Source organism: Novosphingobium sp. Sphag1I (genome assembly GCF_056279125.1).
The window spans coordinates 22,183-37,341 of sequence record NZ_JBWBQS010000023.1 but is presented as its reverse complement, the minus strand read 5'-3'; the positions used below and the strand labels follow the sequence as shown (position 1 = coordinate 37,341).

At 62.5% G+C, this 15,159-nt stretch carries 11 protein-coding genes; 4 read left to right on the top strand and 7 right to left on the bottom strand.

The features are described 5' to 3' along the window. The first annotated feature begins 37 nt into the window (after nucleotides 1-37). Nucleotides 38-1,552 (top strand): tryptophan halogenase family protein, encoded by a 1,515-nt coding sequence (locus ACZ9HU_RS20255; RefSeq protein WP_476107678.1) that lies wholly within the window; start codon nucleotides 38-40, stop codon nucleotides 1,550-1,552. Then, a complete protein-coding gene (locus ACZ9HU_RS20250) occupies nucleotides 1,549-2,922 on the top strand; it encodes a putative 2OG-Fe(II) oxygenase (protein ID WP_476107677.1) in 1,374 nt (457 codons plus the stop codon). Before ACZ9HU_RS20255 ends, ACZ9HU_RS20250 begins: the two co-directional genes overlap by 4 nt. Here ACZ9HU_RS20250 and ACZ9HU_RS20245 read toward each other — a convergent pair. Then, on the bottom strand, nucleotides 2,913-3,761 hold the full coding sequence (locus ACZ9HU_RS20245) for an aldose 1-epimerase (protein WP_476107676.1): 849 nt from the start codon (nucleotides 3,759-3,761) through the stop codon (nucleotides 2,913-2,915). The genes ACZ9HU_RS20250 and ACZ9HU_RS20245 overlap by 10 nt on opposite strands. Before the next feature lie 192 nt (nucleotides 3,762-3,953). Here ACZ9HU_RS20245 and ACZ9HU_RS20240 point away from each other — a divergent pair, with 192 nt between their 5' ends. Beyond that, the gene (locus ACZ9HU_RS20240) at nucleotides 3,954-4,424 is read left to right on the top strand and encodes a (2Fe-2S)-binding protein (protein ID WP_476107675.1); all 471 of its coding nucleotides are present in this window, start codon (nucleotides 3,954-3,956) and stop codon (nucleotides 4,422-4,424) included. Further along, entirely contained in the window at nucleotides 4,421-6,628 is a 2,208-nt protein-coding gene (locus ACZ9HU_RS20235) for a xanthine dehydrogenase family protein molybdopterin-binding subunit (protein ID WP_476107673.1), read from the top strand. The genes ACZ9HU_RS20240 and ACZ9HU_RS20235 overlap by 4 nt, the downstream gene beginning before the upstream one ends. A 49-nt stretch (nucleotides 6,629-6,677) precedes the next feature. Here ACZ9HU_RS20235 and ACZ9HU_RS20230 read toward each other — a convergent pair whose 3' ends face one another. The 6 genes from ACZ9HU_RS20230 to ACZ9HU_RS20205 form a co-directional block, all read right to left on the bottom strand. Then, nucleotides 6,678-7,943 (bottom strand): glycerate kinase type-2 family protein, encoded by a 1,266-nt coding sequence (locus ACZ9HU_RS20230; RefSeq protein WP_476107672.1) that lies wholly within the window; start codon nucleotides 7,941-7,943, stop codon nucleotides 6,678-6,680. A 72-nt stretch (nucleotides 7,944-8,015) separates the two neighbouring features. After that, nucleotides 8,016-8,918, bottom strand: a complete 903-nt coding sequence (gene copD / locus ACZ9HU_RS20225) for a copper homeostasis membrane protein CopD (RefSeq protein WP_476107670.1) — start codon at nucleotides 8,916-8,918, stop codon at nucleotides 8,016-8,018. Continuing rightward, entirely contained in the window at nucleotides 8,918-9,304 is a 387-nt protein-coding gene (copC, locus tag ACZ9HU_RS20220; protein WP_476107669.1) for a copper homeostasis periplasmic binding protein CopC, read from the bottom strand. The genes copD and copC overlap by 1 nt, the downstream gene beginning before the upstream one ends. 214 nt (nucleotides 9,305-9,518) lie before the next feature. Then, nucleotides 9,519-10,376, bottom strand: a complete 858-nt coding sequence (locus ACZ9HU_RS20215) for a transglutaminase-like domain-containing protein (protein ID WP_476107667.1) — start codon at nucleotides 10,374-10,376, stop codon at nucleotides 9,519-9,521. 347 nt (nucleotides 10,377-10,723) lie between these two features. Next, nucleotides 10,724-12,097 carry an MFS transporter gene (locus ACZ9HU_RS20210; RefSeq protein WP_476107665.1) on the bottom strand — a complete coding sequence of 458 codons (1,374 nt, stop codon included), beginning with the start codon at nucleotides 12,095-12,097 and terminating at the stop codon, nucleotides 10,724-10,726. A 205-nt stretch (nucleotides 12,098-12,302) separates the two neighbouring features. Next, complete coding sequence (locus tag ACZ9HU_RS20205) at nucleotides 12,303-15,098, bottom strand: TonB-dependent receptor plug domain-containing protein (protein WP_476107663.1); 2,796 nt, start codon at nucleotides 15,096-15,098, stop codon at nucleotides 12,303-12,305. Nucleotides 15,099-15,159: the final 61 nt, after the last annotated feature.

The window sequence follows — 15,159 nt, the reverse complement described above, 5'->3', positions numbered from 1 at the left end:
TCTTTTTGGATTAGAACAGGGCCAAGGGAGAGGGCGAGTGAACGATTCAGATCGGAAAATCCGCAAGGTTCTGATCGTTGGCGGCGGTTCGGCGGGCTGGATGACGGCGGCCATGTTGGCCAATGCGCTCAAACAGGATTGCGCGATCACGCTGGTGGAAAGCGAGGAGATCGGAACCGTCGGCGTGGGCGAGGCGACCATCCCGCCCATCCGCATCTTCAACGAAACGCTGGGCATTGACGAGCGCGAGTTCATGGCAGCCACCAAGGGCAGCTTTAAACTGGGCATTGAGTTTGTCGGATGGGGGCATGAGGGCAACCGCTATTTCCACCCCTTTGGCCCGCATGGGCGCAATTTCGACATGGTGCCGCTGCATCAATACTGGCTGAAATCGCGGATGGAGGGGGATGCCACTCCGCTCGATGACTATTCGATGGCATGGCATATCGCGCGGGCGGGGCGCTTTTCCCACCCTTCGCCCGATCCGCGCAGCGTGCTGTCCACCTTTGAATATGCCTATCATTTTGACGCTGGGCTTTATGCCCGCTTCCTGCGCGCCTATGCCGAAAAGCGCGGCGTTGAACGCGTCGAGGGCAAGATTGGCGATGTCGCACTGGATGGCGAAAGCGGCCATGTCCGATCCGTCACCATGCAGGACGGGCGGACCATCGAGGCCGACCTCTTCATCGACTGCTCGGGCTTTCGCGGGCTTTTGATCGAAGGGGCGCTGAAAACCGGCTATGATGACTGGTCGCATTGGTTGCCGTGTGACCGCGCGGTGGCGATGCCCTGTGCCCATCCGGCGGGCGATCCCAACCCCACGCCCTACACCCGCTCCACCGCGCGTGAGGCGGGGTGGCAATGGCGCATTCCGTTGCAGCACCGCGTCGGCAATGGCTATGTCTATTGCAGCCAGTTCATGGAGGATGACCGGGCCGCCGATCTCCTGTCCCAACGCCTTGATGGAGAGGCTTTGGGTGATCCGCGCCATTTGCGTTTCACCGCCGGGCGGCGCCGGATGCATTGGAACAAGAATGTTATCGCGGTGGGTCTGTCGTCGGGTTTCCTCGAACCTTTGGAATCGACCTCGATCCATCTGATCCAGGCCAATATTTCCAAAATCCTCGCGCTGTTCCCGACGCGTGATTTCGATCCCTTGACCCGCGATGAATTCAACCGCATCGCTCATGGCGAGATGGAGCGGATCCGCGATTTCATCATCCTGCATTACAAATTGACCCAGCGGCAGGACAGCGAACTGTGGCGCTATGTTTCGGCCATGGATATTCCCGACACGCTGGCGCTGAAAATCGAGCATTTCCGGCGCAATGGCCGTTTGATCGCGCGCGAACTTGACCTGTTTGCGCCGCCATCATGGCTGGCCGTGCATGTGGGGCAGGGCAATATTCCGCAAGGGTTAGACCCGTTGATCGACTATCGCGGCGTGGATGCGCGCGAATGGTTGGGCAAATTGTGCGGCGCCATGGCGGCCGAGGCGGGGCGGATGCCGATGCATGGCGCGGTTTTGGCCCAACATTGTTCGGCGGCATGAACGCATCGGCCATCGCATGGCGTGACAAGGCGCGCAGCCTCCGCGCTCAACAACGCATGATCGAGGCCGATGACGCCATCGCCAAGGCCCATGCGCTGGCCCCCGACGATCGATTGATTGCATTCCTGCATGCCCAATCACGCTATGAATTGGGGCATCCTGCGGCGGAACTTTTTGCAGAGGTCTGCCGCCTGTGGCCCGACAATCCCGACGCCATCCGCAATCGCGCCATGGCAGAGGCGGGCGAGGGGCGATTGGGTGAGGCGGTTGATTTATTGACGCGCGCTCTGGCGCAAAATCCGCAATGGCTGGATGGGCACCGGGTGCTGGCGGCTTTGCGTTGGACGTCGGGTGATGCGGTTGGTTTCGATGCTTCGTTCGCGACCGCCGCCCGTGCCCATCCGCACGCGCAGGGCCTCTGGCTCGGCTGGTTTTCCGCCGTGGCGCAGCATCGCGACTGGCCCCGCGCCCGCGCCATTCTGGACGAGGCGGAAAGGCATCTGGGGCAAACCAAGCCGTTGGTGCAGGCGCGACTGTTCATCGCCAATGAAAGCGGGGATGCGCAGGAAACGGCCCGCCTTTTGACCGCGACGTCGGGATGGGACGATGCCTTTGTCCAGATTGCGCGTATCCGTGCGGCGCTTCGCATGGGCGATCCAAAGGCTGCTTTGGCCATTGCCCTGCCGCTGGCTGAGGCCCAGCCCGGATCGCCGCTGGCGGGGCAGGCATGGCCCTATGTTTCAACCTGCTGGCGATTGCTGGACGACCCGCGCGGCCAATGGCTCGATGGGGATTTTGTGCGCAGCATGGATGTCGGTTTGAGCGGCGGGGAGTTGGACGAATTGGCGCAATGCCTGCGCCATCTACACACGGCGCAATTACCCTATGCCGAACAATCGGTGCGCGGGGGGACGCAGACGGATCGCTCGGTTTTGCTGCGCCACGAACCCATCCTCCAACGGGCAAGGATGGCTTTGATGGCGGCGGTGGCGGATTATGTGACTGCCTTGCCCGCGCATGACGCCGCGCATCCCCTGTTGTCGCGCCCGCGCAATGATCTGCGGATCAGCGGTAGCTGGTCGGTGCGCCTGAATGGGGGCGGCTTTAACGTCACCCATTCCCACCCGATGGGCTGGATCAGCAGCGCTTTCTACGTCAGCCTGCCCAAGGATGAAGCGCCGCCGTCGGGTCATTTCCATTATGGCGCGCCGCCCGCCGAACTTGGCGTGGATTTGCAGCCCTATGCCACCATTGCGCCGCAGCGGGGCCATGTGGTCCTTTTCCCGTCCACGCTGTGGCACGGCACCATGCCGACACAGGGCGGGGAGAGGCTCAACATCGCCTTTGATATTGTGCCCGCTCAGGGTTGAAAGGTGAAGCGATAGGTCTGGCTGCGCCGCTGGCCGGGGGCAAGAATGTCGGCCTCGCCCCATTCGCCGCGACCAAAGCTGTTGGGCGCATGGCTGACGGGTTCGACGCAGAAGAAGTCGTGGTCGCCGGGGCAATAGAGGTGAAAACCTGCGCCAGGGCCTGAGATCGCCACGCCCACCGGGCCGCCGGCGATGGTCACAACGGCGTCGGGCGCGACAAAGAAATTGTCCAGCCCTTCAAAGGCCTCCACCGGCACCGGCGCGCCGGAAAACAGGATCGATTCCTGCGGGCTTTGCGCAAGGCCGGTGGCGTCGTTGAACCACATGACATCGGAAGTCGCGGTGATCATGCTTTGCGGAAACCGTGGAAAATAGGGGTGCAGGCCAAATCCGGCGGGCATGGCCTCGCTTGCATGACGGTTTTCGATGGTCAGTTCGACGCTCAGCCCATCCTCGTCCAGCGTAAAGGTTTGCCATGCGGTGTAGGGCCATGGCCAATCGCCCGCATCCTCGTCCAGACGCAGCGTGGCGTGATCCTCGCCCGATGCCTCGACCAACCATGCGCGGCGCCAGCCATTGCCATGGATGGCATGGGGCGCGCCCAGATGGTCCACAGCGATGCGGTGTTCAACATGGTTGAACGCGAAGCGCCCATGCGCAATCCGGTTGGCAAAGGGCACCAGCGGAAAACAGGCCATGTCCAGTGGGTCATCCCCCACCGCGCGGCGCATGACCGGCACCCCGTCATAATCGAGCGACAGGATCGATCCGCCATGGTCCGGCGCGATCTGACAGGTGGCCTTGCCCTTGGCCAGATTGAGAAAGCTGGAGGTCGTCATGCGGCGACCTTAGCCTGCGTGGATGAAAAGAGAAGGGGGCGGCATGGCATGACAATGGCAAATTGGGTTCAGTTGGCGTTGAATGATATTCAAGATGAATGCTAACCGTGATGTCATTAATGTCCCGCCTTGAGATGATGGCTCCAGCACCCCCGCCAAGACCATCACTTTGCTGAAAATTCAGGAAAAATCATGATCGAACTCACCATCAACGGTCAAAAGCGCCGAATCGATGCCGAAAACGACACGCCCTTGCTGTGGGTCCTGCGCGACGATCTGGGCATGACGGGCACGAAATATGGTTGCGGCGTGGCGCAATGCGGGGCCTGTTCGGTGTTGGTGGATGGATCGGTCATGCGTTCCTGCGTCACCCCGGTTGAGGCGGTCGCCGGGCGCAAGGTGACGACCATCGAAGCGATGGAAAAGGACGCCGTCGGCGCCAAAGTGGTCGAGGCATGGGTCAAGCATCAGGTGCCCCAATGCGGCTATTGCCAGTCCGGTCAGGTGATGGCGGCTACCTCTCTGTTGAAACAGAACCCCAAGCCCAGCGATGCCGATGTTGAAGCGGCGATGGTCAACCTTTGCCGCTGTGGCACCTATAACGCCATCAAGGCGGCGGTGCGCGACGTGGCCGGACTGGGCGAAAAGGGAGCCAAGGCATGAACCTGCCCTTTGCAAATCCGATGAACGAACCGGTCAACGTTTCGCGGCGCAGCTTTATCGTCGGGGCCGGGGCCGGCGCGCTGGTCCTTGGCTTTGGCGTGCCGACGGGCGCGGCCCGGGCGCAAGGCGCGGCCAAGATCGTGCCGGGCACCCGCGTTCCGGCGTTTCTGGCCATTCGCCCGGACAATTCGATCCTGTTCCAAAGCCCCTTTGTAGAAGGCGGTCAGGGTATCTGGACCGCCATGGCCCAGATCGTGGGCGAAGAACTGGACGCCGATCCGGCCAGCTTTACGGTTGAAAATGCGCCTCCCGGCCCGGACTATCAGGTCGTCTTTGGCCAGATGCGGATCACCGGCGGGTCGTTTTCGGTGCGCAGTTCCTATGCCACCATGCGTAAACTGGGCGCGACGGCCCGCGCGATGCTGGTTCAGGCCGCAGCGCAGAAGATGGGCGTGCCGGTCGGTGAATTGACCACCGAACCGGGCCGCGTTCTGCACAAGGCCAGCGGCAAGAGCATGACCTATGGCGAATTGGCCCCGGCCGCGCTGGACATGCCCGCGCCGGTCAATGTGACGCTCAAGGACCCCAAGAATTTCCGCTGGATCGGCAAGCGTCAGCCGCGTCTGGACGTGCGCGCCAAATCGACCGGCAAGGCGCAATTCTCGATCGACATGAAGGTGGACGGCATGCTGCATGCCGCCGTCCAGCACGCCCCGCGTCTGGGCCAGACGGTGGTCAAGATCCGTAACGAGGCCGAGGTCAAGGCGATGAAGGGCGTGCATTCGGTGCATGTCCTGCCCGGCGCGGTGGCGGTGGTTGCCGAACGCTTCTGGCACGCACGCCGCGCGGTTGAGGCCGCGCAGGTCGATTGGGCCGAGGCGACGGGCGAAACCTATCGCCCCATGCCCGCCGATTTCTCGACCGAGGCGTTTGCCCAGCACCTTGCCACCTATCAGGGCAAGGAAGAGGTGGCCGAAACCGAAGGCGATATGGCCGCGACTTTTGCCAAGGCCGCCACGACCATCAGCGCCACCTATCAAAGCCAGTTCGTGAACCATGCCCAGTTGGAGCCGCCCTCGGCGCTGGCACGTTATAATGCGGACGGCACGCTGGACATGTGGTTCCCCAATCAGGCCCCCGAAATGTTCCTGGCCGAAGTGGCCAAGGCGACGGGGCTCTCAGCGGACAAGATCCATATTCATTCGCCGCTGCTGGGCGGGTTTTTCGGACGTCACTTCATCTATCCCCATGGCACGCCATGGCCGCAGGCGGTCGAATTGGCCAAACGGGTGGGGCGTCCGGTCAAGCTGATCTGGACGCGTGAGGAGGAATTCCTGCGCGATCCTCTGCGCCCGATGGCGGCGGTGCGTTTCCGCGGCGCTCTGGATGCGTCGGGCATGCCCATTGCCATCGAAGCCGTCAGCGTCACCGAAGGGCCGACCGAGGGCATCGCCGACAAGCGCGGCCCCAAGATCGACGATGCGGCGCTGGAAGGTCTGACCGGCAAGAAATACGCCATTCCGGCCAAGCGCATTGCGCAGGTTTTCGTCAAGAGCCCCACGACGTTGGCCTATTGGCGTTCGGTCGGCAATTCGATGAATGATTTCCTGTATGAAACCTTCCTTGACGAAATGGCGGACAAGGGCGGTCAGGACCCCTATGCGCTGCGCCTGAAACTGCTGGAAGGCAATGCACGGCTGACGACTTTGCTCAAAAGCGTGGTCGATCTGGCGGGCGGCTGGAAGGCTGGTCCGTTCACGGCGGCGGACGGCACAAAGCGCGCGCGCGGGATCGCCATGGCATCGCCCTTTGGTTCGGAAACGGCGGCCATGGCCGAAGTTTCGATCGTCGATGGCCAGATCAAGGTCCACGACCTGTGGCAGGCCATCGATCCGGGCAGCATCGTCAACCCCGCCATCATCGAGGCACAGGTCAATTCCGCCGTCGCACTCGGCCTGTCCGAAGTGCTGGTGGAGGAAGCAGTCTATAAGGACGGTTTGCGCGTGGCGCGCAATTTCGACGGCTATCCGATCCTGTCGCCCGATCGCATGCCGCGTGTCCATGTGCGGATTGTCGAAAGCGGCGCGCCGATGGGCGGGATTGGTGAACCGGGTCTGCCCGCAGTGCCGCCCGCGGTGGCCAATGCGGTGTCGCGCCTGATCGGCAAACGGCTGCGTAAAATGCCTTTGGCCAATTTTGCGTGATTTGAACTTGGTTTTGTCAACGGGGCGGGGGCGCAGGCTTTCCGCCCCGTTACTTTATCAGGATGATGCGCAAGTCATTCACATTGGTCATCGTCGGGCCGGTGATCAACAGATCGTCCAGCGGCTTGAAGAAGCTATAGCTGTCATGCCCTGCCAGATGATGCGTGGGTGAAAGTCCCAGAACGGCGGCGCGTTGCAGTGTGTCGGGGGTGATAATCGCGCCTGCTGCATCCTCGCTGCCGTCTATGCCGTCGCTGTCGGCGGCCAATGCCCAAATGCCATCGGCCCCTTTCAGCGCCAGCGCCAACGAGAGCGCGAATTCGGTGTTGCGCCCGCCTTTGCCGCATTCACCGCCCTTGAGCGTGACCGTGGCTTCTCCCCCGGAAAGCAGGGCGACGGGGGCGGAAACGGGATGCCCATGCTGGCGGGCCGACAGGGCGATACCGGCCATAATCCGGCCCATTTCGCTTGCCTCGCCCTCAATCGCGTCGCCAAGGATGAGGGGCGTATACCCCATTTCCGCAGCCTGTTTCGCCGCAGCCTTCAACGCCTGCATAGGTGAAGCGGTGATGTGAAAATCACCCTTTGCGGTGCAAGGCTCTGTTTGCCGTAAAGCATCCATCACGGCGGCGGGGATGGGCAGGTCATATCGCCCGATAATCGCCAAAGCATCCTGCGGTGTACTGTCATCGGCCAGCGTGGGGCCGGAGGCGATGGCGGCGGGATCATCGCCGGGAATGTCGCTGATAAGCAAGGTCAGGACCGGCGCCGGCGCGGCCGCCTGCGCCAACCGCCCCCCTTTGACGCGGGAGAGGTGGCGGCGCACAATGTTCATCTCGGTAATCGGCGCGCCGCTGGACAAAAGCGCCTTGTTGAGGGCCTGTAAATCCGCCAGTTCCATCCCTTCGATGGGCCATTCCATACAGGCCGACCCGCCGCCAGAGACAAGCGCGATGACGAGATCGTCTGGCGATAGTCCCTCAACCGCCTGCATGATCCGGCGCGCGGCGATGATGCTGTTGGCGTCGGGGACGGGGTGGCCTGCCTCGACAATGGCGATGCGTCCGGCGGGTGTGGCGTGGCCATAACGTGTGGCGACGATGCCAGAGACCGGGGCATCTTCACCCCATGCCTCAATCAAGGCGGTGCCCAATGCGGCGGCCATGGCGGGGCTGGCCTTGCCCGCGCCGATGATGACGCATCGCCCCTTTGGACGCGGGGGAATATGGTCGGCCATCAGATGGACGGGCAGCGCCGCCTCAATCGCGGCCTGATGAATGGCGAGCAAATCGGCGCGGGCGTTGGCATCGTTCATGATGCAAAACCTAAAGCATCCCCCCGGCACGACAAGCGGATTTGGCATCCGTGCCGCAGGTCGGAGATGGGTTCAGGACGCGCCCATCGGGTCCATCGTACCGGCCGCAGCAATGCACCAGATAACGCCCAGCGCCAGCACACTTTCCACCGTCACGCTGCGGCGAAGGGCCGCAAGGGAGGAACGCAAAGACGCCGCATCACCCGCCCGTTCCAGCGCAGGCACCAGATGAAAGCGATTATGCGCCGCCAGCAGCAACATGCCGCCAAACAGCCCCAGCTTGGTCAACAGCAAGCGGCCATAGGGTGCCCGTGCCATTTCCGGCCATTGCGCGGGCGGGGAAAGAAAGAGCAGATTACCGACGCCGCTGAGAACCAGCACGCCAACCAGCACCGTGCCCACCATCGCGAACCCGCTCAATTGGCCACCAAGCCGTGCAAGTGCAACGCGATCCTGCGTTGTGGCGCGCCACAGCATGGCGGTGAACCAGAATAACGCGCCCAGCCAAGTCAGACCAGCCCAGAGATGGGCCATGTCTCCGCCCAGACGGATCAACGCCTCCGTACCCATCGAGGCCGCCGCATGGCCGCCCCATGCCAGACAGGCCGAGGCCAGAGCGCCCAATCCCGCAACCAAGGCTAGCGGTGCGTGAGGGCGCAAAATCAGGAGCAGCAGGGCGAGGGTCAGGAACAGGCCGCGCGCCATCAACGCCCAGCCCAAAGCCGAATCCGTCAGCATCATCGAAATCAGCGAGGGATCAAGCTCCCCCACTGGCGTATCGGCCATCCGCGCAAGGATAAAGGCGAACTCGCCCAGACCCAGCACCAGTCCGAGCATACAGCCCAGAGCCAGCACCCAGCGTCCATGCCCGGTTGCGAAACGCTGGCCCAGCAGGCGGGCCGACATGCCGGCGCCAAAGACCAGCCCCAGATCGATGAACTGAAGCCAGCGCAGCCAGACCAGCGTTTCCCCCATCACTTGACCGAGAAGCTGAGCTTGCCCGAAACGCGATGCGTATCCTTGGAAACGACGTGCCAGTTGGCGTCATAATTGCCCGCGGGCAGAGCGCGCGGCAGCTTGGCCACCAGCGTGACGCCATCGGGGGCAAGGCTGGATTTGACGCCGGTCATCTTCATCGGTTCGTGGTGGTCCATGCCGGGCATGCCGGTCATCACCACATCCACGCCCGACATCGCGGCCAAAAGCGGTTCGCTGAACGTGATCGACACCTGCGTTACCTTGCTGGCGGCGGCGCCTTCGGCCGGGGTGGCGGAAACGATCTTGGGATGGGCCAGAGCGGGCGCGGCAAAGCCGGCAACAGCAACACACGCGGCCATAGTGGAGGCAAGAATTTGGCGCATCGGATCGAACTCCCAGGGGAATGATAAAGTCGGGCGTATCGCCCGGCCCTTTCATAGGACGCCGGATTATAGAATCACAGAGGCCGGGCGCGGTAGTGCATTTCCGTTCTTTGCCGCGCAATAATCTGCGGTTTCAAAGTACCCTGTCGGCGCAGGATTGCGCAGGCTTTGCGTAATCCTATTCAGGGCCAGCCGGGCCGACAGGGATGGCGCGTTAAACGCTGGGCTTTACTCCGCCCGCCGTCGTGTTGGGCGGGGTAAAGCCCAGGCGATCTTCGTCCGTATAGATTTCAAAGCGGGATAGCGTGACCGGGCCAAAGGTCGTGGTCAGCGCCGCATCGGCCGCATCGCGCCCGCGCGCCATCAACACGCGGCCACGGCGGGGGAAATTATGCCTTGCGTCAAAGACGTACCAGCGGCCCCCCAGCCAAACTTCGAACCATGCCGAAAAATCCATGTCGCCGACAATCGCGGGCAAATCCATATCGCCCAGATAGCCCGTGCAATAGCGCGCCGGAATGTTCATGCACCGGCACAGCGCAATGGCCAGATGGGCGTAATCACGGCATACGCCCGTGCCTTCATGCAGGACATCCCATGCCGTTTTGGTCGGACGCGCGGCCATATAGTCAAAGCGGATGGCGCCATGGACATAATCGACAATCGCCTGAACCAGCGGCCATCCCTGCGGCACATGGCCGAACAGGCTCCACGCCTGTTCCAGCAGGCGGTCCGTTTCGCAATACCGGCTGGCCAAAAGATAGTGCAGCACATCGTCGGGCAATTCGGCCAGCGGCGCTTGCCGGGCGTGAATGTCGACAAGGTCGGGTTCGAAAGAGTCCTCGATGATAAAACCGCAGGAAATGGTGATTCCGCCCGCCGGCATGGTCAGCCGCGTGCAGATGTTCCCGAAACCATCGACATAGTCATAGAGCGGCACGTCGGGCGTGGTGAAGATGCGCTGGGCTGTGCGCAAATCCTTGTTGCGCGATGGATGCACGCTCAACTTTGCCAGCATCGGAACGGGATGTTCGCAGGTGAACCCAATATCGTATCCGGCGCGGATCAGCATGCAGCATGGCTTTCTTGAGAGAGGGAGGGCGATGAAGGGAGGAGGCGCGGATAGGCGCCTGTGGGATCGCTTGGCCTCTGAACAGGGTAGAGATGACCTGATCTCAATCCGGCGCGATGGGGCTGATCAAAGTGTTAGCCCATATTTGCGTCTGTGGCCACCGATGCTTTGCGCCGCGCGAAAAACCGGGAAATCAAACCGATGCCGATGATTGCATGGCATATAACGGCGCGTTTGCGGCAATTGACCTGTTAAAATCGGCGGAGAGCCGTGCAAGCTCGGCCCATTTTGTATCGTTGGGAAATTTTGCGCCTCGGTAATTTTCCGAAAACAGCCCGCGCCGTTGATCAATGTTGGTTTGAGAGCCGAAGATTGAACGCGAGCGCCAATCCTGACACCGCCGCGACAGTGAGGAAGGCGGCGCGATAGCCCATCACCCCGTCCCCCGCCACATCGACGCGCCCGATGACTTCCAGCACCACCCCCGCGATGCAGATGCCCAGCGAAAAGCACAATTGCTGGATCGTGGCATAAAGGCTGGTGGCCCCGCTCATCCGTTCGGCAGGAATATTGAGGAAGGCCACCGTGTTATATCCGGTGAACCCCAGCGAGGTAAACAGCCCCGTTACCGCCAGAACGGCCATCATTGCGCTCATTGGCCATCCTTGCTGCCAAAAGGCCAGCGCGCCATAGCCGATGCTGGCGATAACGCCCGCCACGCTCAGGCTGTTGCGATAGCCGAAGTGGCCGATAATGCGCGGGGCAAGGGGTTTCATCACCACGGCGCCCACCGCGCCCGCCATGGCGATAATCCCGGCGGACGCGGCCGAAAGGTGAAATCCGTTTTGCAGCATCAGGGCCAGCAGGAAGGGCTGTGCCCCCTGTGCAATGCGGATCAGATTGCCCGCCGCCACTGACAGCCCAAACGAAGGAATGCGCAGCAGAGAAAGGTCCAGAAGAGCGCTTGGAACCGCTCGTGCATGGCGGACATAGGCCCAGCCCCACAGAATTGCCGCCGCCAGCAATGCCCATGCCAATGGGCCTCCCCATGCGCGGCTGACCAGTTCCAACCCAAACACCCCGCAGCCCAGCGCGGCGCCGGACAGAACGAAGCCCTTGCCATCAAAGGGCAAGGCGGCTTCGCGGGGCATCGGCGGCATCAGCCACAGCGCCAGCACCAGCCCCAGCAAGCCAACCGGCAGGTTGATGTAGAAAATCCAGCGCCAGTCCAGCCATGTGATGATAAAGCCCCCCAGCGGCGGCCCCAGAATTGGCCCCACCAGCGCCGGCATCACCAGCCACGAGAGCGCCGCCATCAATTGATCGCGCGGGGTACAGCGGATCAGTATCAACCGCCCCACCGGCATCATCAGCGCCCCGCCCAGACCCTGCACCATGCGCGCCAGAACCAGCGCACCCAATCCTTGCACCTGGGCACAGCCAACCGAACCCAGCAGAAACACCACAATCGCCGCGCAATAGATCCGCCGTGCGCCCCAGCGATCCGCCATATAACCGCTGGCCGGGATGAAAATCGCAAGCGAGACCAGATAAGAGGTCAATCCCACGCTGAGCCACGAGGCCGGCACGGCCAAATCGCGCGCCATCGCGGGCATGGCAATGGCCAATACCGTTGCGTCGAGTTGCTGCATCAACAGAGCGGAGGCGATCACCAGCGCAATCAAACGAAAGCTGCGTGGTTTGTCCGCTTGCACGGCCATGCCGGATGTCCTTTCAATCACGCTGGCAATATCATCGGCTTCGCCTGCAACGCGCAACCTTGCGCGTCAACTTGAAAGGGCCGGTTCATGCCAAACTTTGCCGGACATGCTGTTTTACCTGTTACGTCTTGAGCAAAGGTGCATCATTGGGACCCATCGTGTGAATGGCGGGGGCCGGTGAGGGCCGGCCCCCGCCAACGGCCCATCAGAAGCTGACCCGAACACCCATGGTCATATAACGACCAATGGGATCATAGGCGCTGCTGGCGGCCGTGGTAAAGGTTGTGACGGGCAGAGGCGAAAGCGGCGGCGCCCGGTCAAACAGATTGGCGACCGAGAGATAGATCTGTTGGTTGCCCCCGCCAATGTGGAGATTATAGGTGCCTGTCACATTGGTATAGAACACGGCGGGCGTGTGGTTGATGTTCACATCCACCCCTTCGACCCAATCCGCGCGCAGCTTGGCCGCGCTGATAAAGCGTTCCTGCACAAAGAGCGAGAAGTCGCCCTTGGTCCAGGTGGCCTGCGCCACGCCGCTCCAACGGGGCGTGGTGGTTTCGCCCAGACCTTCCAGAACCGGCGAACCGGGCGACTGCGAGTTGTTCTGCAGCCCATGGTTGCCCACAAGGCGCAGGTTCAGCTTGCCGCCCGCCAGCGTGGTTTTATAGCCCAGTTCAAAGTCGATCCCGGCCACCGTCTGCGCGGCCAGATTGAGGTTGGGGCGCTGGATGCTGAGCGAGCCGGAGGACAGAACGGTGATATTGGCGCATTGCACCTGATTGCCCGCCGCGCATTCATCCACCACGCGCTGTTCGGTCAAGGTGGTGATCGCGTCATTCAGCTTGATCTTGTAATAATCGACCGAGGCCGAAAAACCGGGCAGCCAACCGGGCTGGAACACCGCGCCAAAGGTGGTGGTCAGCGCCTTTTCGGGGCGCAGGTTGGGGTTGCCGGTGGCAAAATTGACCTGCGGGGTCTGAACGCCCTTGTACACGACGTTGCCGTTGAGCTGTGTGGCCGGATTGTAGAGTTCCAGCAGATTGGGCGCACGGATGTCGCGCGACACCGTGCCGCGGAACCGCAGTGCGTCATTGACCTGCCAGCTGCCGCCCAGTTTCCATGTCGTCACGCCGCCCGACGTGCTGTAATCGGCATAGCGCACCGCGCCGTTCAGATCGAGCGAGCGGGCAAAGGGCACATCCTTGAGCACCGGTACGGCGACTTCGAGATAGCCTTCGCGGATGTCATACTGACCCGAAAACGGCAGGGGGTTGAAGAAGCGATAAGGCCCCTGACGACCGTTGAGCGCCGACGGGCCGCCCCGGATGCCGGTGAAATCGATGCGGGTGGGCGAAAGTGCGTCGGTGGTCTGGCGGGCGGTTTCCTTGCGGTATTCGACCCCTGCGGCCACCGCGATCGGTCCTGCCAACTGGATCTTGTCGCCCAGATCGCCGCGGATATTGGCCGACACCACCTGTTGGCGCAGGCGCAGGTTGAGCACATTGTCGCCGGTCACGTAATCGGTGATGGCCTGATTGGCGGCCTGCGGACCGAACAGGTTGCGCGGCGTACAGCCCGGATCAAGCCCGGCCAGTGTCGAGCGGCAGACAATCCGGCCCGACACCGGATCGCGCACCGCATCGGCCGAGGCATAGAGATTGCGCGCGATGGTCAGGTTGTTTGAGCGCAGTTCCTGATCGGTCTGGCCAAAGGTATAGCTGGCATCATACTTCCACGATCCGCCCAGCGCGCCGCGCACGCCCAGCGATCCGTGATAGACGCTGATCTTCGATTCATTTTCCGACAGCGGCAATTCGCCTTCAAACCGACCCATCTGGAACGACTGGACACCCGCCGTCACCATCCGCGCCAGAACGTCCGCCGGCAGATAGGCATTGTCGCGATAGATCGTATAGGCCGCGCTCGATCCGGTGTTCTGGCTGACAAAGGCGCCTTGGGTGGTGTGGCTGTTGGCGTAAAGCCCTTCGGCAAAGATGGTGGTGGCGGGCGAGAGGTCGAATTCCGCGCGGGCAAACGCGTTGTAACGGGTTTGCGTCGGCATCAGGCCGATATTGGCCCGCGCGCCGTCGCCGCCGCTTTGAAAGGCCGTGCCGGTGTTCGTGCCGTAATTGAAGGGCGCCGCAACGCCGCCGGGCAGGAATTGCGTGCCGCGCAGCGGCCCGGCCGAGATCAGCCCGCCATAAGTGCCCGCCGAGCTGCGGATCGAGGGGATCACAAGGTTGCGCGGAAAAGCCCCGGCCGTAGGATTGGCAATCATGCCTGCATTGTTGTCAAACCAAGCCCGGCCTGTGCGCTGATCGGCGCGCAGGCCCTTTTGATGGAAATAGTCGGCCCCCGCGATGAAGTGGAACCGGTCATCGGCCCCCGACACGCCATAGGCCACCGATCCGCCCACCGAGGGCAGATCGCCATGGCCTGAGATGCCGCCCAGAGCTTCGGCCTTGAACCCCTTGAATTTGGTGTCGAGCACAAAGTTGACCACGCCCGCCACAGCGTCCGAACCATAGGCCGCCGATGCGCCGCCCGTCACCACATCGACCCGGCTGATCAGCCCCTGGGGCAGGATGTTGATATCGACCGAACCGCCGCTGTTGGTGGCGGGCATACGGCGACCGTCCAGCAGGACCAGCGTGCGCTGAGCCCCAAGACCGCGCAGGTTGAGCAGGTTCTGGCCGCTGTTGCCGCCGCGGCTGTTGGTGGTCGAAGGGCTGGATGTTTTGGTGCTGCCGTTAAAGACCGGCAATTGGTTAAGGCCATCGGCCAGATTGGTCGGGGCCGAGGCGCGCAATTGTTCGGTGGTGGTGATGGTGACGGGGGTGGGCGCCTTGAACCCGGTGGCAACGCGGCTGCCGGTGACGACGATGGCGGCATCGGCAGGGTTGGCGGGGGCAGTTTCGGCGGGGGCCTCGACCGGCGCCGGGGTTGCCTGCTGCGCCAGCGCGGGGGCCGACATCAACAGGACCATGGCAACCGGCATCATGGCGGCCCCTTGGATGAATTTGCTTTTCGCGGTTGTGTTGATCACTTCCATCTCCCTAGAT